Annotated in this window: 18 protein-coding genes; 11 read left to right on the top strand and 7 right to left on the bottom strand. The window is 65.8% G+C overall.

The window, feature by feature from the left end:
• Positions 1 to 1,104, bottom strand: coding sequence for a branched-chain amino acid aminotransferase (locus tag A3K89_RS00750; RefSeq protein WP_068420598.1), 1,104 nt, complete (start codon positions 1,102 to 1,104; stop codon positions 1 to 3).
• Between the two features lie 34 nt (positions 1,105 to 1,138).
• Positions 1,139 to 2,239: a glycine cleavage system aminomethyltransferase GcvT gene (gene gcvT / locus A3K89_RS00745; protein ID WP_068420596.1), complete on the bottom strand. Its 1,101-nt coding sequence runs from the start codon at positions 2,237 to 2,239 to the stop codon at positions 1,139 to 1,141.
• A gap of 83 nt (positions 2,240 to 2,322) precedes the next feature.
• Between gcvT and A3K89_RS00740 the strand changes: the two genes are divergently transcribed.
• The gene (locus A3K89_RS00740; protein ID WP_068420594.1) at positions 2,323 to 3,840 is read left to right on the top strand and encodes a leucyl aminopeptidase; all 1,518 of its coding nucleotides are present in this window, start codon (positions 2,323 to 2,325) and stop codon (positions 3,838 to 3,840) included.
• A 43-nt stretch (positions 3,841 to 3,883) separates the two neighbouring features.
• On the opposite strand, the gene A3K89_RS00735 is transcribed toward A3K89_RS00740, so the two are convergent.
• Positions 3,884 to 4,216: an oxidoreductase gene (locus A3K89_RS00735; protein WP_068420592.1), complete on the bottom strand. Its 333-nt coding sequence runs from the start codon at positions 4,214 to 4,216 to the stop codon at positions 3,884 to 3,886.
• A gap of 247 nt (positions 4,217 to 4,463) precedes the next feature.
• On the opposite strand from A3K89_RS00735, the gene sucB reads away from it, so the two are divergent.
• From sucB to A3K89_RS00710, 5 genes are all read left to right on the top strand, one after another.
• Positions 4,464 to 6,239, top strand: a complete 1,776-nt coding sequence (sucB, locus tag A3K89_RS00730) for a 2-oxoglutarate dehydrogenase, E2 component, dihydrolipoamide succinyltransferase (protein ID WP_068420590.1) — start codon at positions 4,464 to 4,466, stop codon at positions 6,237 to 6,239.
• Between the two features lie 143 nt (positions 6,240 to 6,382).
• A complete protein-coding gene (locus tag A3K89_RS00725) occupies positions 6,383 to 7,273 on the top strand; it encodes a TIGR01777 family oxidoreductase (protein ID WP_068420588.1) in 891 nt (296 codons plus the stop codon).
• 21 nt (positions 7,274 to 7,294) lie between these two features.
• Positions 7,295 to 8,053: a lipoyl(octanoyl) transferase LipB gene (lipB, locus tag A3K89_RS00720; protein ID WP_068420587.1), complete on the top strand. Its 759-nt coding sequence runs from the start codon at positions 7,295 to 7,297 to the stop codon at positions 8,051 to 8,053.
• A gap of 10 nt (positions 8,054 to 8,063) precedes the next feature.
• On the top strand, positions 8,064 to 9,077 hold the full coding sequence (lipA, locus tag A3K89_RS00715) for a lipoyl synthase (protein WP_174551329.1): 1,014 nt from the start codon (positions 8,064 to 8,066) through the stop codon (positions 9,075 to 9,077).
• A gap of 55 nt (positions 9,078 to 9,132) precedes the next feature.
• The gene (locus A3K89_RS00710; RefSeq protein ID WP_068420582.1) at positions 9,133 to 9,888 is read left to right on the top strand and encodes a DUF4191 domain-containing protein; all 756 of its coding nucleotides are present in this window, start codon (positions 9,133 to 9,135) and stop codon (positions 9,886 to 9,888) included.
• 27 nt (positions 9,889 to 9,915) lie between these two features.
• Here A3K89_RS00710 and A3K89_RS00705 read toward each other — a convergent pair whose 3' ends face one another.
• On the bottom strand, positions 9,916 to 10,386 hold the full coding sequence (locus tag A3K89_RS00705; RefSeq protein WP_068420580.1) for an RDD family protein: 471 nt from the start codon (positions 10,384 to 10,386) through the stop codon (positions 9,916 to 9,918).
• Positions 10,387 to 10,608: 222 nt separating this feature from the next.
• Here A3K89_RS00705 and glnA (A3K89_RS00700) point away from each other — a divergent pair, with 222 nt between their 5' ends.
• The 5 genes from glnA (A3K89_RS00700) (at position 10,609) to A3K89_RS00680 (ending at position 15,874) form a co-directional block, all read left to right on the top strand.
• A complete protein-coding gene (gene glnA, locus A3K89_RS00700; RefSeq protein WP_068420578.1) occupies positions 10,609 to 12,045 on the top strand; it encodes a type I glutamate--ammonia ligase in 1,437 nt (478 codons plus the stop codon).
• Positions 12,046 to 12,242: 197 nt separating this feature from the next.
• Positions 12,243 to 12,893 carry an ABC transporter permease gene (locus tag A3K89_RS00695; protein WP_068420576.1) on the top strand — a complete coding sequence of 217 codons (651 nt, stop codon included), beginning with the start codon at positions 12,243 to 12,245 and terminating at the stop codon, positions 12,891 to 12,893.
• On the top strand, positions 12,886 to 14,085 hold the full coding sequence (locus tag A3K89_RS00690) for an ABC transporter ATP-binding protein (RefSeq protein ID WP_068420574.1): 1,200 nt from the start codon (positions 12,886 to 12,888) through the stop codon (positions 14,083 to 14,085). The genes A3K89_RS00695 and A3K89_RS00690 overlap by 8 nt, the downstream gene beginning before the upstream one ends.
• A gap of 38 nt (positions 14,086 to 14,123) precedes the next feature.
• Complete coding sequence (locus A3K89_RS00685) at positions 14,124 to 14,900, top strand: ABC transporter permease (protein ID WP_174551334.1); 777 nt, start codon at positions 14,124 to 14,126, stop codon at positions 14,898 to 14,900.
• Positions 14,897 to 15,874, top strand: coding sequence for a glycine betaine ABC transporter substrate-binding protein (locus A3K89_RS00680; protein ID WP_068420570.1), 978 nt, complete (start codon positions 14,897 to 14,899; stop codon positions 15,872 to 15,874). The genes A3K89_RS00685 and A3K89_RS00680 overlap by 4 nt, the downstream gene beginning before the upstream one ends.
• Positions 15,875 to 15,890: 16 nt before the next feature.
• Here the strand turns inward: A3K89_RS00680 and A3K89_RS00675 are convergent, their stop codons facing one another.
• The 3 genes from A3K89_RS00675 to A3K89_RS00665 form a co-directional block, all read right to left on the bottom strand.
• Entirely contained in the window at positions 15,891 to 18,935 is a 3,045-nt protein-coding gene (locus A3K89_RS00675; RefSeq protein WP_068420568.1) for a bifunctional [glutamine synthetase] adenylyltransferase/[glutamine synthetase]-adenylyl-L-tyrosine phosphorylase, read from the bottom strand.
• 101 nt (positions 18,936 to 19,036) lie between these two features.
• Positions 19,037 to 20,377, bottom strand: a complete 1,341-nt coding sequence (gene glnA / locus A3K89_RS00670; protein WP_068420566.1) for a type I glutamate--ammonia ligase — start codon at positions 20,375 to 20,377, stop codon at positions 19,037 to 19,039.
• Between the two features lie 100 nt (positions 20,378 to 20,477).
• Complete coding sequence (locus tag A3K89_RS00665) at positions 20,478 to 22,046, bottom strand: alpha/beta hydrolase (protein WP_068420564.1); 1,569 nt, start codon at positions 22,044 to 22,046, stop codon at positions 20,478 to 20,480.
• Positions 22,047 to 22,090: the final 44 nt, after the last annotated feature.

The following is a 22,090-nucleotide window of genomic DNA, read 5'->3' as shown; positions in this document are numbered from 1 at the left end:
TCAGCCGAGCTTCGTCATCCAGCCGTGCGTGTCGGCGAACGTGCCGCGCTGGATGCCGGTCAGCGTGTCGCGCAGAGCGAGCGTGACCTGACCGGGTTCGCCGTCGGCGATGGTGAACTCGCCCTCGGCGGACTTCACACTGCCGACCGGCGTGATGACGGCGGCCGTGCCACAGGCGAAGACCTCGGTGATCTCGCCGGATTCGGCGCCCTTCTGCCATTCCTCGGTCGAGATACGGCGTTCCTCCACCGGGATGCCGGAATCGGTGGCCAGTGCGAGCAACGAGTCCCGCGTGATGCCAGGCAACAACGAACCCGACAGCGACGGCGTGACGAGCCGGGCGTCCGAGCCGGAACCGAACACGAAGAACAGGTTCATTCCGCCCATTTCTTCGACGTATCGGCGCTCGATGGCGTCGAGCCAGACGACCTGGTCACATCCCTGCTCACTGGCCTGCGCCTGCGCGAGCAGCGACGCTGCGTAGTTGCCCGCGAACTTCGCCGCACCCGTTCCGCCCGGGGCCGCACGCACGTATTCGGTCGACAACCAGACGCTCACCGGCCTGACACCACGCGGGAAGTACGCACCCGCGGGCGACGCGATCAGCATGTAGCGGTAGGAATCCGCCGGGCGGACACCGAGACCCGCTTCCGTCGAGAACATGTACGGCCGCAGGTACAGCGCGTCCTCGCCGCCGGCTGCGGGGACCCAGTCGTGATCGACGGCCAGAAGTTGCTCGATCGATCCGATGAACAACTCGTCCGGCAGTTCCGGCATCGCGAGCCGACGCGCCGACGATCGGAAGCGCTCGGCGTTGGCGGTGACGCGGAACGACGCGAACTCACCGTTCGGCTGGCGATAGACCTTCAGACCCTCGAAGATCGCCTGGCCGTAGTGCAGCACCATCGCTGCCGGGTCGATCTCGATGGGACCGTACGGGCTGATCGTCGCGTCGTGCCAGCCCTTGTCGACGGTGTAGTCGATGACCGCCATGTGGTCGGTGAAGAACTTCCCGAATCCCGGCGCAGCCAGTACCGCCTCCCTGGCCTCCGAGGGAGCCGGAGAAGGGTGCTGCACGCGCGTGAATTCAGGTAGGCCAGTCATGAGGACAAATCTTATCGAACGACCGTAATCGTCCTCACTTGGTATTCGGCGACACGAACGGTGGAGCCACCGTCTCGCACGCGAGCATCCGGCCCCGGACGTCCACGTGTACTTCGTCTCCGTCGGACACGTTCGCTGCCGTGTCGATCAACGCGAGCGCGATCCCGACGCCGAGCGACGGCGAGAAGGTCCCCGACGTGGTCGTTCCGACGGCGGAACCGTCGCGCATCACCGTCAGCCCGGGACGGAGAACGCCTCGTCCGACCGCCTTGATGCCACGCAGGGTCCGGGTCGGCCCGGCCGCCTTCTCGGCGGTCAACGCATCCTTGCCCCAGAACGCGTCCTTCTTCCAGCCGACCGCCCAGCCGCACCGGGCCTGCAGCGGTGAGATCTCGAGCGACAACTCGTGCCCGTGCAACGGGTATCCCATCTCGGTCCGCAGCGTGTCGCGCGCACCGAGGCCTGCGACGAGCCCGCCTGCCGCCCGGACGGCGTCGACCAACGCGCGAAACAGTGCGTCTGCGTCGGACCACGACGGCACGAGCTCGTACCCGTGTTCGCCGGTGTACCCGGTGCGGCAGACGCGCACCGGGACGCCGTTCCACGTCGCGTCCGCGAATGCCATGTACTCCATGTCGACCGGCAGCCCCAGTGCGGCGACGACGTCACGTGACGCCGGTCCCTGCACCGCGAACACTCCGAAGTCGCGATGCCGATCGGCGACCGTGACACCTGCGGGCGCCGCATCGGCAAGACCGGCGACGACGGCAGCGGTGTTGGCCGCATTGGGAATCAGGAAGACTTCGTCGGGCCCGACGAAGTACGCGATGAGGTCGTCGACGACACCACCGGATTCGGTGCAGCACAACGTGTATTGGGCTTTGCCCGGCCCGATGCGCTCGAGATCGGCCGTCAGCGCGGAGTTCACGAACTCGGCGGCACCCTGTCCGGACACGAGCGCCTTTCCGAGATGGCTGACGTCGAAGAGTCCGACGTTCTTGCGCACGGCGTTGTGTTCGGCGACGACACCGGCATACGACACGGGCATCTCCCACCCACCGAACGGAGCGAAGGTCGCACCGAGCTCGGTGTGGACGGCGTGAACGGGTCCGCGTGCAAGTGTGTCTTCGCTCATAGCGGCCAACGCTATCCGACGTCACGCCATCACTACGATCGGTGGGACCGACACATTCTCTTTCCACTCGTAGGAGCTGCCCAGTGCCATCCTCCACAACACGCACTCTCGGACCCGACCTGGTCCTGACCGGCCGCCTCGGCAAGAACATCGACGTACTCGTCGTCGCACTGAGCACCAGCGAGGACGGGCTGGAGCTCGTCATCACCGACGACATTTCCGACGACGCGATCGCCTCCGAGCTGCTCGACGCGTTCGAGATCGTCGGCGCCACCGGCAAAGCCGACGAACTCACGCGTATCCCCGCGCCCTCGGGTCTGGCCGTGAACAGCGTGCTGGCCGTCGGTCTCGGTACGTCCGCGGACATCGACGACGAACGCATCCGACGCGCCGCGGGTACTGCCGCTCGCTCGCTCGCAGGCACCGACACCGTCGCCACGACCCTGTCGTCGCTCGACCTGGCCGCCGCTGCCGAAGGCTTCTTCCTCGGCGCCTACACCTTCACCGAGTTCAAGTCTCAGCTGTCGGCACCGGGTCCCGACGCGGCCCCGCTCGGCCGCGTCGAGCTGCTGGTGACCGACCCCCGCGCCCGAGAGACGAAGGCAGAACTCGCCCGGTCCGTCGCCCTCGCCGAATCCGTTGCCATCGCACGCGATTTCGTCAACACTCCCCCGAGCCACCTGTATCCGGAGGCGTTCGCTGCCCGGGCGAAGGAACTCGGCACCGCCGCCGGACTGAAGGTCGAGATCCTCGACGACAAGGCGCTCGAGAAGGGCGGCTACGGCGGCATTCACGGCGTCGGCAAGGGCTCGTCGCGTCTACCGCGGCTCGTGCGCCTGACCCATGCGGGCGGCAAGCGGAAGTCGAAGAAGGTGGCGCTCGTCGGCAAGGGCATCACGTTCGACACCGGCGGTATCTCGATCAAGCCTGCGTCGGGCATGGAGAACATGACATCCGACATGGCCGGTGCCGCGGCCGTCATCGCGACGGTGATCCTGGCTGCGAAGGTCGACCTGGAACTGGACGTCGTCGCGACGGTCCCGATGGCGGAGAACATGCCGTCGGGCACCGCGCAGCGTCCCGGTGACGTGCTGACGCAGTACGGCGGCATCACCGTCGAGGTCATCAACACCGACGCCGAGGGACGCCTCGTGCTCGCCGACGCCATGGTGCGCGCGTGCGAGGACGATCCGGACTACCTCATCGACACCGCGACACTGACCGGCGCGCAGGTCGTCGCTCTCGGCAATCGCACCCCCGGCGTCATGGGTACCGACGAGTTCCGCGATCGCGTCGCCGCGATATCGCAGGCCGTCGGCGAGGACGGCTGGGCCATGCCGATGCCGAAGGAGATTCGCCGCGAGCTGGATTCCAAGGTGGCCGACCTCGCGAACGTCACCAACAACCGCGCCGGCGGCATGCTCGCTGCCGCGCTGTTCCTGAAGGAGTTCGTCGCCGAGGGTGTCGAGTGGGCGCACATCGACGTCGCCGGACCTGCCTACAACACCGGGGGCCCGTTCGGCTACATCGGCAAGGGCGGCACCGGTGTTCCGGTGCGCACGATGTTCGCGGTGCTCGAGGACATCGTCGAGAAGGGGTAAATCCCTCGTGAGCAGAAATGTAGAGCCCGCTCTACATTTCTGCTCACGACCCCTGCGCCCGCCTTCGGAGAATCTTCTGCCGCGCATCGTGGTCACGCATGCGCTGCGGGTACCCGGTCTTGCGAACGTCGTAGACCGGGATCTTCAGGTCCGGACCCAACTTTCGGATGTGCCGCTCGTCGACGGCACGACGCGTCCACTCCCCGTCGTTCGCGACGAGAACGACCGTGACAGGAGTCACTGTCGTCTTCGGTTCGACGTACGCCTCGACTCCGGTTCGCGCAGTCGCCCACTCGGCCAGATAGCTCGCGGTCGAGCCGTCTCCGGCGCCTCTACCTCTGCCACCACGTCGTGTGAAACGGTCGAACAACCCCATCGGTGACTCCTTCCGTGTGCGCCGAAACCGTCGTCGCGTTCCGCACCAACTTGTGTTACTCACCAGTTTGCCAGCGCAACTGCCGCCCTCGGGGAACATGAAATGTTCGAGGATGGAAGGATGGATTTCCGAGGCCGCGAATTATCGCAAGTGACAACCGCGACCTTCGCAACGCCAGCAGAATGGTCTGCGACCACAAGTCGTCGGATCGAAATACCCGCATACAACTGTCGAGGAGTCAACAGACATGGCCTTCTCCGTCCAGATGCCAGCTCTTGGTGAGAGCGTCACCGAGGGAACTGTCACGAGGTGGCTCAAGCAGGAGGGCGACACCGTCGAGGTCGACGAGCCGTTGCTCGAAGTATCGACGGACAAGGTCGATACCGAAATCCCGTCCCCCGTTGCTGGCGTTCTGACGAAGATCGTGGCTCAGGAAGACGACACCGTCGAGATCGGTGGCGAGCTCGCCCAGATCGGTGACGCAGGCGAGGAATCCGCACCCGCCGAGGAAGCACCGGCAGAGGAAGACGAGGCTGCGCAGCCCGCGGCCGAGGAGCCGACGCCCGCCGCCGAGCCCGAGCCCCAGGCCGAGGAAGAGGCTCACGCAGCCGCGTCTTCGTCGTCGCAGTCGAGCGGATCCGGCACCCCGGTCAAGATGCCCGAGCTCGGCGAGTCCGTCACCGAGGGAACCGTCACCCGCTGGCTCAAGGCAGTCGGTGACGAGGTTGCCGTCGACGAGCCCCTGCTCGAGGTCTCGACCGACAAGGTCGACACCGAGATCCCGTCTCCCGTCGCCGGAACACTGCTCGAGATCAGCGCTCAGGAAGACGACACCGTCGCCATCGGCGAGCAGCTGGCCGTGATCGGATCGGGCGCTCCCGCCGAGAAGGCACCGGAGCCCGAGAAGACTCCGGAGCCCGAGAAGCCCGCTCCCGCACCCGAGCCGGCCAAGGAAGCACCCAAGGCAGAAGCTCCCAAGGCGGAGGCCCCCAAGCAGGAAGCACCCAAGCAGGAAGCGCCCAAGGCCGCTCCGAAGCAGGAAGCTCCCAAGCAGGAATCGGGCGCGACCCCGTACGTCACCCCGCTGGTCCGCAAGCTCGCGGCCGACAACGGTGTCGATCTGAACACCGTCACGGGCACCGGCGTCGGTGGCCGCATCCGCAAGCAGGACGTTCTCGCTGCCGCCGAGGCCAAGAAGGCACCTGCAGCCCCGGCCGCTGCCGCACCGTCCGCTCCCGCCGCATCGGCTCCTGCCGCCGCTCCCGCTACCGCGGGCGTCCGTCCGGAACTGGCTCACCTGCGCGGAACCACGCAGAAGATCAACCGTATTCGCCAGATCACGGCGAAGAAGACGCGCGAGTCGCTGCAGACGTCCGCTCAGCTGACGCAGACGCACGAAGTCGACGTCACGAAGATCGCTTCGCTGCGCACGCGCGCCAAGGCGACGTTCAAGGACAACGAGGGCGTCAACCTGACGTACCTTCCGTTCTTCGCGAAGGCCGTCGTCGAGGCGCTCAAGGCGCACCCGAACGTCAACGCCAGCATCGACGAGGACAAGAAGGAGATCACGTACCACGCCGAGGTCCACCTCGGAATCGCCGTGGACACCGATCAGGGTCTGCTGTCTCCTGTCATCCACAACGCCGGCGACCTGTCGCTGGCCGGACTCGCTCGTGCGATCGCCGACATCGCCTCTCGCGCCCGCTCGGGTGGCCTCAAGCCCGACGAGTTGTCCGGTGGCACGTTCACCATCACCAACATCGGTAGCCAGGGCGCCCTGTTCGACACCCCGATTCTGGTCCCGCCGCAGGCGGCCATGCTCGGAACCGGCGCCATCGTCAAGCGCCCGGTCGTGGTGAAGGACGACGCGGGCAACGAGTCCATCGGTGTTCGCTCGATGGTCTACCTGCCGCTGACGTACGACCACCGTCTCGTCGACGGTGCCGACGCAGGCCGCTTCCTGACCACGATCAAGCAGCGTCTCGAAGACGCTTCGTTCGAGGCCGATCTGGGTATCCAGTAACACGACGGCTGCCGTGAGTATCTGTACGCTGAAGTAACGGATACGCTCGGCCATCCTCGGGACAACGGGGAAAGACACACAGTCGGGGCATCATTCGCACATGCGGGTGGTGCCCCGACATCGTCGAGGAGGCAATCGAATTCATGCGTGTAGTCATTGCTGGTTCTTCAGGTCTGATCGGTACCGCCCTCGTCGCGTCGTTGCGCGGACAGGGCCACGAGGTCGTCCGGCTGGTCCGCCGACCACCGGCCGGTCCCGACGAATATCAGTGGGACCCCACTCGTGGCACGCTCGACGACCGCGCATTGCGCGACGCGGATGCCGTGGTCGATTTCTGCGGTGTCGGTATCGGCGACAAGCGCTGGTCCGGCTCGTACAAGCAGGCGATCAGGGACAGCAGGATCACTCCGACCGAGGTTCTCGCCGAAGCCTGTGCCTCTCACTCGATTCCGACGTTCGTCAACGCGAGCGGCATCAACTTCTACGGTGACACCGGCGACCGTGTGGTCGACGAGTCCGCTCCTGCCGGTTCCGGATTCCTCGCCGAGGTCTGCCGAGATTGGGAGAACGCGACGTCGGCGGCCTCCTCGGCCGGAGTGCGCACCATCATGCTGCGCAGCGGAGTCGTGCTGTCGCAGCGCGGCGGCATGCTGGATCGCCTTCGTCCCCTCTATCTGCTCGCGCTCGGTGGCCGCCTCGGCAGCGGCCGTCAGTACTTCCCGTGGATCTCGCTCGACGACGAGATCGCCGCGATCGTGCACGGACTCGAGAACGACGCCGTGTCCGGCCCGGTCAACATGGTCGGCCCGGCGCCGGTCACCAACGCGCAGTTCAACAGTGCGATGGCGCGAGCCGTTCATCGGCCCGCTCCCTGGGTCGTTCCCGGCTTCGTGCTGCGCGCCGGGATCGGCGAGTTCGCCCAGGAGGCGATCCTCACCGGGCCACGGGCCATCCCGTCGGTTCTCGAGAACACCGGATTCGAGTTCAGACACAACACCATCGGCGAAGCACTGCGGGCCGCGGTCGGTCGATGACGGGGGCGTAATCTCGCCGGTATGAGCACACGATCCGCGAGGGAAAGTTCCGACTCGATCGACGTCCAGGAGATCGGACACACGGACTACCTCGAGGCATGGGATCGTCAGCGCGCCCTCGCCGACATGCGCGCCGAGGGCAACGGCCGCGACACCCTTCTGCTGCTGGAACACCCGTCCGTGTACACCGCGGGCCGACGCACGTCGCCCGAAGACCGTCCGCAGGACGGCACTCCGGTCATCGAGGTCGACCGCGGCGGCAAGATTACCTGGCACGGCCCAGGACAACTCGTCGGGTACCCGATCGTCAAGCTCGCACAGCCGATCGACGTCGTCGACTACGTGCGCCGGATCGAAGAAGCGCTCATCACCGTCTGCACCGATCTGGGTATTGCGTGCGGCCGGGTCGACGGCCGCTCCGGTGTGTGGCTCGCCTCGGCCCAGCGAGACGGCGTATGGCTCCCCGAACGCAAGATCGCCGCGATCGGCGTGCGCGTGCAACGCGGCGTCACGCTGCACGGATTCTCGTTGAACTGCAATTCGACGATGACCGGCTTCGACGCCATCGTGCCGTGCGGCATCGCCGACGCAGGCGTGACGTCGCTGTCGAGCGAACTCCGGCGGGACGTGAGCATCGCGGATGTAACACCTGCCGTCACCGCCGCCGTAGTCGCCGCTCTGGACGGAGAGCTCGCGGTCTCCGACCACCCCGTCCTCCAGCCGGAACCGGCCTCGCCGTCCGGTAACCCGCAATTCACCACGGTGAAGTTCGGCGCGTAGCATCGATTCCGTGACTGTGGTTCCAGAAGGACGCAAACTGCTCCGCCTCGAGATCCGAAACGCGGAGACCCCGATCGAACGCAAACCCAACTGGATCAAGACCCGAGCCAAGATGGGACCGGAGTATTCCGATCTCAAGGGTCTGGTCAAGCGAGAGGGTCTGCACACCGTCTGCGAAGAAGCCGGCTGCCCCAACATCTACGAATGCTGGGAAGACCGCGAGGCGACGTTCCTCATCGGCGGCGAGCAGTGCACCCGCCGCTGCGACTTCTGCCAGATCGACACCGGCAAGCCCGAAGCCCTCGATCGCGACGAGCCACGCCGTGTCGCCGAGAGCGTCCAGGCCATGGGCCTGCGCTACTCCACCATCACCGGCGTCGCCCGCGACGACCTGGAAGACGGCGGCGCCTGGCTGTACGCCGAAACCGTGCGCTACATCAAGAAACTCAACCCCAACACCGGTGTCGAGCTTCTCATCCCCGACTTCAACGCCAAGCCCGACCAGCTCGCCGAGGTCTTCTCCTCGCGGCCGGAGGTGCTCGCGCACAACGTCGAGACGGTCCCCCGCATCTTCAAGCGCATCCGCCCCGCGTTCCGCTACCAGCGGTCGATGGACGTCATCACCGCCGCCCGCGACGACGGCCTGGTCACCAAGTCCAACCTGATCCTCGGCATGGGCGAGACGCCGGAAGAAGTGCAGGAAGCGATCCGCGATCTGCACGAGGCCGGCTGCGACATCCTGACGATCACGCAGTACCTGCGTCCCTCGCCGCGGCACCACCCCGTCGAGCGCTGGGTCAAGCCCGAGGAGTTCGTCGAGCACTCCGAATACGCCACCGAGATCGGCTTCGCCGGCGTCATGGCAGGGCCGTTGGTCCGCTCGTCGTACCGCGCCGGACGTCTCTACGCGCAGGCGATGGCCCACCACGGCCGCGAACTGCCGGAGAGCATGAGCCACCTCGCCGAGGGCGGCGACGCATCGCAGGAAGCCAGCTCGTTGATGGCGCGTCTCGCCGCACACTGAATCTCTTACCGCCGCGGTGACAGTGGTCGCCGCGGCGGGACGTATCCTGTGAAGCATGGCGAACGGCAGTAAAGCGGGCAAAGCAGGTAAGCCCAGCAAGGAAGCAAAAGCGGCAGCGAAGGCTGCACGCAAGCAGGCATCGAAGGAACGACGCGGTCAGCTCTGGCAGGCGTTCCAGATGCAGCGGAAGGAAGACAAACTTCTTCTCCCGCTGATGATCGGAGCGATCGTCGGCATCGCCGTCGTCGCGTTCCTGATCGGTCTGATCTTCGGAATCGAATGGTTCCTGCTGCCGTTCGGACTTCTGATCGGTGTACTGGTCGCATTCATCATCTTCGGACGTCGCGTCCAGAAGTCGGTGTACACGAAGGCCGACGGTCAGGCCGGAGCGGCCGCGTGGGCTCTCGACAACCTCCGCGGGTCCTGGCGCGTCACCAACGCGATCGCAGGCACGACGCAGCTCGACGCCGTCCACCGCGTCATCGGCAAGCCCGGCGTGATCCTCGTGGCCGAGGGCGCCCCGCAGCGAGTCAAGTCGCTTCTAGCACAGGAGAAGAAAAAGACGGCACGCCTCGTCGGCGACACCCCGATCTACGACATCGTGGTCGGCAACGGCGAGAACCAGATTCCGCTCTCGGGCCTGCAGAAGTACCTCACCAAGCTGCCCAACAACATCGACAGCAAGCGCATGGACACCATCGAGTCACGTCTCGCCGCACTCGGCACCAAGGGCGGGCCTGCTATGCCGAAGGGCCCCGTCCCCGGAGGCGCGAAGATGAAGGGCGTTCAGCGCACCATCAAGCGTCGCTGATCCGAGAAAATCCCAGCTCGAGCAGAATCAACGCACACGCAGCATTGCGGTGCCCGTCGCCCGGTCGTGCATTCCGCGTCCGTCGTGATCCGAGATCACGGCCGGGAAGACGAAGACGATGAAGAACGTACGTACCAACGCGCGGACGAATCCGACCCGTGCGCGAGCGTCGACACGCGCCACTTGAATTCCCACGATCAACTGCCCCGGCGTGAACGAGAAGACGGCCACGGCCGACACGCCGACCACGAACCACACCAGCAACGTGACGGTGGACAGCGACTGCTGCCAGCCCGTGAGACTCAGCACGAGCGCACCGATTCCCATCGCCATGAGCCAGTCGACGAGCAGCGCGAGAATGCGCCGGCCCAGCCCTGCTACCGCCCCTGGACCGTCGGACGGTAGTCCGAGCCGTTCACCGGGGAACTTCTGTTCGGTGCCGTCGTCGTCCATCGCCGCGTTCGGACCGGACAACCAGGAGCCTGTCATGCGTGCCATGGCTACCAGGATAGGCTTCGACCTCGACGCCGAAAGAATGCGTCACCGTAGGGTGTGAAGCGAAGCGTCGCCCTCCCACCGATCACGGAGACCGCTTTCGACGCTTCCGCGAAGCGTGACGTACAGAACGCGACGTGTAACACGGGCGAAACACAGCCTTGACTGGCGGGCAACACGAAGTCCATAACGTGCTGCTCGACGGAAACGACAAAGGAGTAACAGGTGGCGTTCACCACGGCCGAAGAGGTCATCAAGTTCATCGCCGACGAAAACGTCGAGTACGTGGACATCCGTTTCACGGATCTTCCCGGCACCCAGCAGCACTTCTCCATCCCGGCGTCGGCGTTCAACAAGGATGTCTTCGAAGACGGTCTGGCGTTCGACGGTTCGTCCGTGCGGGGCTTCCAGTCCATCCACGAGTCGGACATGATGCTCCTCCCCGACGTCCGGACGGCTCAGGTCGACCCCTTCCGCGCCGCGAAGACACTGAATATCGACTTCTTCGTGCACGACCCGTTCACGCGTGAGTCCTACAGCCGCGACCCCCGCAACGTCGCGCGCAAGGCCGAGGAGTACCTGGTCTCCACCGGCATCGCCGACACCGCGTTCTTCGGCGCCGAGGCCGAGTTCTACATCTTCGACTCGGTGCGATACGACTCCGCCATGAACGGTGCGTTCTACGAGGTCGACTCGATCTCCGGCTCGTGGAACACCGGTGTCGAGGTCAACGCAGACGGCAGCCCCAACCTGGGCTACAAGGTTCGCCCGAAGGGTGGATACTTCCCGGTCGCGCCGTACGACCACTACGTCGACCTGCGCGACGAGATCTCCACGAACCTGCAGAACGCAGGCTTCGAGCTCGAGCGTGGACACCACGAGGTCGGCACCGGCGGACAGGCCGAGATCAACTACAAGTTCAACACCCTGCTCGCTGCCGCGGACGACCTGCAGCTGTTCAAGTACATCGTCAAGAACACCGCGTGGAAGTACGGCAAGTCGGCCACCTTCATGCCGAAGCCGCTCTTCGGTGACAACGGTTCGGGCATGCACGTCCACCAGTCGCTGTGGAAGGACGGCAAGCCGCTGTTCCACGACGAGGCCGGATACGCCGGACTGTCGGATCTCGCTCGCCATTACATCGGCGGCATCCTGCACCACGCTCCGTCGCTGTTGGCGTTCACCAACCCGACGATCAACTCCTACCACCGCCTGGTGCCCGGCTACGAGGCTCCCATCAACCTCGTCTACAGCCAGCGCAACCGTTCCGCTGCCGTGCGTATCCCGATCACGGGCAACAACCCGAAGGCCAAGCGCCTCGAGTTCCGCGCACCGGACAGCTCGGGCAACCCGTACCTGAACTTCGCGGCTCAGATGATGGCAGGCCTGGACGGGATCAAGAACAAGATCGAGCCGCTGGCCCCCGTCGACAAGGATCTCTACGAGCTCCCGCCCGAGGAGGCCAAGAACATTCCTCAGGCGCCGACGTCGCTGTCCGCCGTCATCGACCGCCTGGAAGCCGACCACGAGTACCTCACCGAGGGTGGCGTCTTCACGACCGACCTGATCGAGACCTGGATCTCGCTCAAGCGCGAACAGGAGATCGCTCCGGTCAACCTGCGCCCGCACCCCTACGAGTTCCAGCTGTACTACGACGTGTAATCACGCGTCGTCACCGCGTCACCCTGCCACCCGCATCGCCGAATTCCGGCGGTGCGGGTGGCTTTTTTCGTGCACTTGGGTAACGACTTGGCGAAAACGGGTTTAACCGCGTGCAAAGTAAGCCACTCTCGTACGTGCCGCTCGTTCGGAACCGCCGAACGAGACCGCATACTCGCGAAGAGGGTGGATAACCTCGAATGGACGCTCTCTGGACCTTCGTCTCGGACAGACGACAACAGTTGCTCACCGATTCCTATCTGCACGTGTCCGCTGTCGTGCAGTCCATCGTGATAGCGACCATCGTCGCGGTCGTCGTCGGAATTCTGGTCTATCGCTCCCCCGCCGGGTCGGCCATCGCGACCGCGCTCGCGAGCACGATTCTGACGATCCCATCGTTCGCGCTTCTCGGACTGCTGATTCCAATTCTCGGACTCGGTGTGGCTCCGACGATCACCGCCCTCGTCCTGTACGCGCTGCTGCCGATCATCCGCAACACGATCATCGGCCTCGCGTCGGTCGATCCCGCGGTCACCGACGCCGCCAAGGGCGTGGGGTTGAACCGCACGAAAATCCTGACCCGCATCGAGATGCCGCTGGCGTGGCCGTCGATTCTCGCCGGAATGCGCGTCAGTACGCAGATGATCTTCGGCATTCTCGCAATCGCGGCATACGCGAAGGGTCCCGGTCTCGGCAACCTCATCTTCTCGGGTCTGTCTCGCGTCGGCAGCCCCAACGCCGTCCCACAAGCTCTCGCCGGGACCGTGTTGATCGTCGTTCTCGCGCTCGTCGTCGACGGCATTCTCGTGCTCGTCGGCCGTCTCACAACATCGAGGGGTATCCGTGACTGAAACAACCAGGCAGCACGTCTCCGGAGTGGACATCGTGCTCGACTCCGTCACCAAGCGGTATCCAGGCCAGAAGGCCGCGGCCGTCGACAACGTGTCGATGACGGTTCCCGCCGGCGAAATCGTGGTGTTCGTCGGTCCGTCCGGGTGTGGCAAGACGACCACGATGCGGATGATCAACCGACTCATCGAGCCGACGTCCGGCAAGATCACGATCGACGGCAAGGACGCTCTGTCGATCGACCCGGACGAGCTGCGACGCGGGATCGGATACTCGATCCAGCAGGCAGGGCTGTTCCCGCACATGACCATCTCGAAGAACGTCGGTACCGTGCCCGGCCTGATCGGTTGGGACAAGAAGCGCATCGCGGCACGTATCGACGAGATGCTCGACCTCGTCGGCCTCGATCCGGACACGTATCGCGACCGCTATCCACGTCAGTTGTCCGGCGGTCAGCAGCAGCGTGTGGGCGTCGCTCGTGCTCTCGCCGCCGACCCGTCGGTGCTGCTGATGGACGAGCCGTTCGGCGCCGTCGATCCGATTACCCGTGGCCTGCTGCAGGACGAGCTGATGCGTCTGCAGTCCGAGCTGGGCAAGACGATCGTGTTCGTGACGCACGACTTCAACGAGGCCGTGAAGCTCGGCGACCGCATCGCGGTTCTCGGCAACCAGTCCACGATTCTGCAGTACGACACCCCGGAAGCGATTCTCGCGAACCCGGCGGACGACACCGTCGCCGGCTTCGTCGGGGCCGACGCGTCGCTGAAGCAGTTGACGCTCACGCGGATCCGAGACGTCCGGCTGCTGCAGTGCCCGACCGCCAAGGAAAGCGACCCGGTCGACGAGTTCCGACGGAAGATCAGCTCACGCAAGTGGCAGTGGGGTCTGATCCTCGACGACCGAAGCAGGCCACTTCGGTGGGCCTCCCCCGCCCACCTACAGACGGCGTCGTCGCTGCGCGGCGTCGGCGCTCCGATCGGTGAGTTGGTGTCTGTCCAGTCGACACTGCAGGATGCGCTCGAAGCTCTGCTCGCGGAAAGCACGGCGTCGACGGTCGTCACCGGGCACCGCGGCGAGTACGTCGGACTCATCTCGATCGACACGCTCGTCGGACACCTGCAGAAGATGCGAGAAGAACACGAGCACGATCACGACGACAACGACGACGTGGCCGCGGCGGGAGCGCCTGCATGACCACATCGGAGGCGTCGAGAACGCCGGAGGCGCCGGAGATGGAGGCACCGCCGGACGAGGGAGCATCCGAGCGAGGTGCGGCGCGCCGCGCCGAGCGGATGCGATTGCTGGTCCAGCCGGTCCTCGTCGTGATTCTGGTTGCGGGCGTGTTGATCTGGGCCTTCAGCCGCGACCTGACCGCAACCCAGCAAGGCAGTATCAGCATTTCGAACATCGTGACGCTCACGTGGCAGCACATTCTGATCACCGCTGCCGTCGTGATCATCGTCGTCCTCGTTGCGGTTCCGCTCGGCACGCTGCTCACGCGACCCGGATACACCCGTCTCGCACCGTTTTTCGTGGGCATCGCGAACATCGGGGCCGCTGCACCCGCGATCGGCCTGTTGGTGCTGTTCTATCTGGCCACCCGCCAGACCGGGTTCTGGATAGGCGTGCTGCCCATTGCCTTCTACTCGCTGCTGCCGGTGCTACGGAACACCATCCTCGGCTATCAGGAAGTCGACCGAACGCTGATCGACGCCGGTCGCGGACAAGGAATGTCGGCGATGACAGTTCTGCGCAAGGTCGAGTTCCCGTTGGCCGTGCCGTACATCCTGGCGGGTCTGCGTACGTCGCTCGTGTTGGCAGTCGGCACGGCGACGCTGTGCTTCCTGGTCAGCGCAGGCGGGCTCGGAATTCTCATCGACACCGGATACAAGTTGCGTGACAACGTCACTCTCGTCGTCGGCGCCGTGCTCGCGGTGTCGCTCGCACTGTTCATCGACTGGCTCGGCGCGCTCGCGGAACAGTTCCTCGGACCGAAGGGACTGCGATGAAATCGGTGGTCAAATCGATCTTGGCCGTCGCAGCGTCGGGGCTGCTGGTGGCCGGCTGCGGTCTCGAATCGGGTGGTGCCGTGCCGCTCCCGGTCGGACCGGGCAGTATCGAACCCATTCCGGAACTCGACGGGGTCAAGATCACCGTGGGATCGAAGGATTTCACCGAGCAGATCACGCTCGGCTACATCATCGAGTTCGCGTTGACGGCCGCCGGCGCCGACGTGCGGGACCTGACGAACATCCAGGGATCCAACAGCACCCGCGACGCACAACTCGACGGGCAGATCGACCTGACGTACGAGTACACCGGCACGGGGTGGATCAACTATCTGGGCAACGAGACTCCGCTCCCCGACTCGCAGCAACAGTACGAGGCCACGCGAGACGCCGACCTCGCCGCGAACGACATGGTCTGGGCCGATCCGGCCCCGATGAACAACACCTACGCGATCGCGATGAACAGGCAGACCGCCGAGCAGACGGGCGTCCGCACCCTGTCCGACTACGCGCGGCTCGTCAGTACCGATCCTGCTGCGGCGACCACGTGCGTCGAAACCGAATTCAACGTGCGCCAGGACGGCTATCCGGGAATGGCAGCCAAGTACGAGTTCAACCCCGACGCCGCGCCGCGCCAGATCTTGCAGACGGGCATCATCTACCAGGCGACAGCCGACGGCAATCAGTGCAAGTTCGGCGAGGTCTTCACCACGGACGGACGCATCATCGCCCTGGATCTCGTTCTGCTGGAAGACGATCGGTCGTTCTTCCCGAAGTACAACCCGTCGCTGGTGATGAAGAAGTCGTTCGCCGACGCATACCCCGAGGTGCTCGACGTCATGGCGCCGATCTCCGAGAAGCTCACCGATCAGGTCATGACCGAACTCAACCGACAGGTCGACGTCGAAGGACTGGAGCCCGCCGACGTCGCGCGAGACTGGCTCGTGTCGGAGGGCTTCGTCACGACCGGCTGATGCGATCGGGCGAAGATCAGCCGCCGAACGCCCTCTCCACGACGGCCTTCGCCCGACGCGTCACGCGCAGGTAGTTGTCGAGGAACTCTCCAGCGTCGCCGTTCGGCCACCCGGCGACCTTGGCGACCGCGGACAGGACGTGGCCGGGGGCCGGCAGTTGATCGGTCGGCTTGCCTCGGACGAGGACGAGCGCGTTGCGCGCCTTCGTCGCGAGAATCCATGCCTCGCGCAGCAATTCGACGTCGTTCTCGCTGAGCAGTTCCGCGGCGCCGATGGCGTCGAGACTCTGCAGGGTCGACGTGTTGTGCAGTGCGGGAACGTTGTGCGCGTGGCGAAGCTGGATCAACTGCACCGTCCACTCGATGTCGGCGAGTCCGCCGCGGCCGAGCTTGGTGTGCGTGGCCGGGTCGGCTCCCTTCGGCAGCCGCTCGGAGTCGACGCGCGCCTTGATGCGCCTGATCTCGCGCACCGCCTCGTTGGAGACGCCTCCCTCGGGGTACCGGATCTTGTCRACCATCAGCAGGAACTTGATGCCGAGATCCTGATCACCTGCGACCTGATGCGCCCGCAGCAATGCCTGGACCTCCCAGGCCTGTGCCCACTGCGCGTAGTAGGCCTCGTACGAGGTGAGCGTGCGCACGACGGGCCCGTTCCGACCTTCGGGACGCAGACCGGTGTCGACCTCGAGCGGCGGATCGGTGCTCGGCGCACCGAGGAGCTTACGAATCCGATCGGCAATGCTGTTGGCCCACTTGACCGCAACGCTGTCCTCGACGCCCTCGACGGGGTCGCAGACGAAGAGCACGTCGGCGTCGCTGCCGTATCCGAGTTCACCGCCGCCGAGCCGTCCCATGCCGATGACGGCGAGACGAGCGGGCGCAGGCTCGCCGCGTTCGGCTTCGCTGGCTCGGATCGCCGCGGCCAGCGCGGCGTTGATGACGGCTGCCCACACCGACGACAGCGCACGGCAGACCTGCGGTACGTCGAGCATCCCCAGGATGTCCGCCGATGCGACGCGTGCGAGTTCGTGACGTCGGAGCGCGCGGGCCGCGTTGATCGCCCGCGCCGGGTCCTCGTATCGACCGGACGACGACAGGATCGCGCGATACGTCTCCTCCGGCTCCGCGTCGAGCAGCTTCGGCCCGTTCGGCCCGTCGGCGAAGAGGCGAACGACCTCGGGCGCCTTGATCAGCAGGTCCGGCACGTACGCCGACGACCCGAGCACGATCATCAGCCGCTGCGCGACCGCACCCTCGTCGCGCAGCATGCGCAGGAACCAGGTGTGTTCGGTCGTGGCTTCGCAGAGCCGTCGATAGTTCAGCAGACCGGCGTCGGGATCCGGTGTGTCCGCGAGCCATTCGAGCAGCGTCGGCAGCAGGACGGCCTGGATCTGACCGCGTCGTGCACCGGTGCTCACCAATGCACGCAGGTGGCCGAGTGCGTTCTCCGGCGCCGCGTACCCCAGCGCCGCGAGCTGCCGGATCGCGGCGTCAGGGGTGAGCCGGACGGTGTCGTCGTCGAACCGCACCACCGAGTCGAGGAGGGGCCGGTAGAACAGTTTCGCGTGCAGGCGCCTGATGCGCTGCGCGTTGCGCTTGATCTCCGCGTTCAGCACACCGAGCGCGTCGCGGCTGCCGTCGGGACGCATGTGCGCGGCCCGCGCGAGCCAGCGCAGAGCTTCCTCGTCGTCCGGCGGCGGCAGAGTATGCGTGCGCTTCATACGCTGCAACTGGAGCCGGTGCTCGATCAGACGCAGGAATTCGTACGACGCCGTCAGATTCGCCGCGTCGTCACGTCCGACGTAGCCGCCGTCGGTGAGCGCCGCCAACGCGTCGGTCGTGCCGAGGACGCGAAGCGATTCGTCGGTGCGCCCGTGCACGAGTTGCAGGAGTTGGACGGCGAACTCGACGTCGCGCAGGCTGCCGCGGCCCAGCTTGATCTCCCGTTCGCGCAGTTCGGGCGGCACCATTTCCTCGACGCGTCTGCGCATCGCACGGACCTCGGGGACGAAGTCCTCGCGCTGCGACGCCAGCCACACCATCGGATTCAGCGCGGCGACGTATGCGTGGCCGAGTTCCAGATCGCCCGTCATCGGACGCGCTTTGAGCAGTGCCTGGAACTCCCAGGTCTTGGCCCAGCGCTTGTAGTACGCAATGTGCGAGTCGAGTGTGCGGACGAGTTCGCCGCGCTTGCCCTCGGGACGCAAGGCCGCGTCGACCTCGAAGAACGCCGACGAGCCGATCCGCATCATCTCGCCTGCGATGCGACTCGCGACGGCGTCGGCAGGCTCGGCGACGAACACGACGTCGACGTCGGACACGTAATTCAGTTCGCGCGCACCGCATTTGCCCATCGCGACGACGGCGAGGCGGGTCGGGCACGGCGAATCGGGACACACGGTCGCGACGGCCACGGCGAGCGCGGCGGTCAGGGCCGCGTCGGCCATGTCGGAGAGCTGTGTTCCCACCAACTGATACGGCAGTACCGGCTCGTTCTCGACGGTCGCCGCCAGGTCGGCGGCGGCCAGCACCATCACCTGATCGCGGTACGTCTTACGCAGCGCGAGAACGGCGTCGGGTCCGACGATGCCCGCGCGGTACAGGTCGGGCGCGGCGTTGTCGCCCGTCTCCGGAACGGCCTCGACGGCGTCGAGCAGTTGCTTCGTCAGCTGTTCCTTGCTCGGGAGCGCGACACCCGCATTCCGGCCGGACGAGGATCCTTCGGGGGTGAGCAGCAGACGCCACGCAGCGGGGTCGGACACCAAGTGGTCCGCGAGGGCGCTCGAGGCGCCCGTCAGCCCGAACAGGCGTCCTCGAAAGCCCTTGTCCGCGCGCAACGCAGCATCGACCTCGGCGAACCCGTCACCGAGCGAGTCGGACAGGCGAACGACCGTGCGAAGAGCCAGATCGGCATTCGCGGCCCGCGAGAGCGACCACAACAGTTCCAGGCTGCCCTCGTCGACCCAGCCGAGCCTGGTCAGATCCGCAGGGGCACTGGACTCCACCAATCCGAGACGCCCGGCTCCCGGGACGACCGAACGCGACGTGGGTGGACGCACCATCAGCGAACACCTCGACTCTGGCGTGACACAGATTCACCTCACCGCAGGGATACTCGACGTTCTCCGACCACTAGAACCTAGTGCATCCCGACACCGGGGAGCTAAAGACCGAGGTAGGCCTTCAACTCGTACGGCGTGACGTGGCTGCGGTACTCCTCCCACTCGCGACGCTTGTTGCGCAGGAAGAAGTCGAAGACGTGCTCGCCGAGAGCCTCCGCGACGAGTTCCGAGCTCTCCATCGCGTTCAGAGCCTGATCCAGGCTTCCGGGAAGTTCTTTGTAGCCCATGGCTCGACGCTCGGCCGACGTCAATGCCCAGACGTCTTCTTCCGCCTCGGGAGGCAGGGTGTAACCCTTCTCGATGCCGCGCAGGCCGGCAGCGAGAAGAACCGCGAACGCCAGGTACGGGTTGCACGCCGAATCAGGGCTACGGATCTCGACGCGTCGCGACGACGCCTTGTTCGGGGTGTACATCGGGACGCGGATCAAAGCCGATCGGTTGGACGGACCCCACGACGCGGCCGTCGGCGCCTCGCCGCCGCGCACGAGTCGCTTGTACGAGTTGACCCACTGGTTCGTCACCGCACTGATCTCGTTGGCGTGCTCGAGAATTCCGGCGATGAACGACTTGCCGGTCTCCGACAGCTGCATCGGATCGTCGGGGTTGTGGAAGGCGTTGGTGTCACCTTCGAACAGGCTCATGTGGGTGTGCATCGCCGAGCCTGCATGATCGCTGAACGGCTTCGGCATGAACGTCGCGCGGACGCCCTCCTCGATCGCCACCTCCTTGACGACGTAGCGGAACGTCATGATGTTGTCCGCCATGGAGAGCGCGTCGGCGTAGCGCAGGTCGATCTCCTGCTGGCCGGGAGCGGTTTCGTGGTGACTGAACTCGACGGAGATTCCCATCGATTCGAGTGCGTCGATCGCGTGCCGCCGGAAATTCGGCGCCGAATCGTGGACCGCCTGGTCGAAGTAGCCGCCGTTGTCCGCGGGGGTGGGCGGAGTGCCGTCCTCGGGGCTGTCCTTGAGGAGGAAGAACTCGATCTCGGGGTGCACGTAGCAGCTGAAGCCGAGGTCTGCGGCCTTGCTGAGCTGACGACGCAGCACGTGGCGCGAGTCGGCCCAGGACGGCGAGCCGTCGGGCATGGCGATGTCGCAGAACATACGCGCGGAGTGCTGATGCCCCTTGCTCGTGGACCACGGCAGGATCTGGAATGTCGACGGATCGGGCTTCGCGACGGTGTCGGCCTCGGACACGCGCGCGAATCCCTCGATCGCGCTGCCGTCGAAGCCGATGCCTTCGTCGAATGCGCCTTCGAGTTCCGCCGGTGCGATCGCGACCGATTTGAGGTACCCCAGGACATCGGTGAACCACAGGCGGACGAAGCGGATGTCGCGCTCCTCCAGAGTCCGGAGCACGAATTCCTTTTGGCGATCCATGTCCGCGAGAGTAAGCAAACCGCGTTAAATCTGTGTTACATCGTGAATTCGGTCTCACATCCGGCCACTCTCACCAGCCCGGACGTGCGGGTGAGACAGATCAGCACACCAAATCGTTACCTGGCGGGACGAGGTCGACGAGGTAATCGATCAGCGGATCGTCGATGCACGGCACGCCGGAGAACGCGACGGTGTGCTGCGTTCCCTGGTACGTCACGAGGTCGGCGCCGAGCTGTGCGGCGAGCTCGACACCCGCCTGATACGGCGTCGCGGGGTCGAAGGTCGTCGACACCACGACCAGCTTCGGCACACCGGGCGCGGAGACGGTGTGCGGAGTACTCGTGTTCTTCACGGGCCAGAACGCGCACAGATCCAGCGGCGCCTGACCGGTACCGCGACCGTCGTCGAGGAACGGCGCTGCCTCGCGGTATCGCCTGTCGGCCTCGCTCGCCTCGGCCCGGTCGGTGACCGGAGGGTCGTCGACGCAGCGGATCGCGTTGAAGGCGTCGTCGAGGTTCGAGTAGGACCCGTCCTCGAGACGACCGGAATAGGTGTCCGCGAGCCTGAGCAGGGTGTCTCCCCTGCCCTCCTGCAGCTCTGCCAACCCGACCCGCAGCACACGCCAGAGACTCTCGGAGTACAGAGCCTGCTGCACCCCGGTCAACGCGTCGTCGTAGCCGAGGCCGCGCGGATCGGTCGTCTCGGCAGGCGTGGCCAGCAACGGGTCGACGAGTTCGCGGAACGTCCGGTTCGCCTCCATCGGGTCGGAGCCGAGCGCGCAGTTCGACGCTTCCGCACAACTCGCCGCGAATCCGTCGAATGCCTTCTGGAAGGCAGCACCCTGCTCGACCGCCTCGTCGACGGGACTCTGTTCGGGATCGAGTGCGCCGTCGAGAACCATCGCGCGGACGTTGGTGGGGAACGTCTCGGCGTACGTGCTGCCGATCCGCGTGCCGTAGGAGAATCCGACGTAGGTGAGCTTGTCGTCCCCGAGGACCGAACGGATGACGTCCATGTCTCGGACGACCTCCTGCGTGCCGACGTGTTCGAGAACGTCGGCGCCGGTCCGCTCCGCGCATTTGGCCGCGTAGTCGCGGTGATCGTCCTCGGTCTCGGCGATGCCTTCGGGCGACATGTCGACGTCGTTCTCGCTGCGTTGCTCGTCGGTCTCCTCGGCCGTCAGACACCTGACCGCCGGGGTCGACGCGCCGATCCCGCGCGGGTCGAATCCGATGCGGTCGAACCGTTCCGAGACGGCCGAGCCCTCGGCCTGCGTCGCCAGGTACAGCCCGGAGGCTCCCGGCCCGCCCGGGTTGAACAGAATCGAACCGATCTTGTCTCCGGTCGCACGCGCGCGCGAGATCGCGACTTCGGCGGTGGCGCCTGCCGGGTCCGCGTAGTCCAATGGCACGGTCACCTTCGCGCATTCGAGATCGGTGCCGATCAGCGATTCGTCGGTGTCGTAGCTGTCGCACGATTCCCAGCCCAGGGTCTGGGTGTAGAACTGCTCCAGCCCAGGAGGAATCACGCCCGCACCGGGCGTCGATTCCTCCGCCGGCTCTGCCTCCGGAGCCCCCACGGTGGACTCGGGTTGCGCGCATCCCTGAACGCAGAGCACTGCGACCGCGACGAACGCTGCGACACCCGCTGTCGACGACTTCATCGACATGATGTTGCCAGAGCACGCCGAGCGAAGTGCCGAGGACGCCTTTA

The organism is Rhodococcoides kyotonense, assembly GCF_001645385.1.
GTDB lineage: Bacteria > Actinomycetota > Actinomycetes > Mycobacteriales > Mycobacteriaceae > Rhodococcoides > Rhodococcoides kyotonensis_B.
Note: the sequence above shows the minus strand (reverse complement) of the source record. Positions and strands in the feature narration are given on the sequence as shown.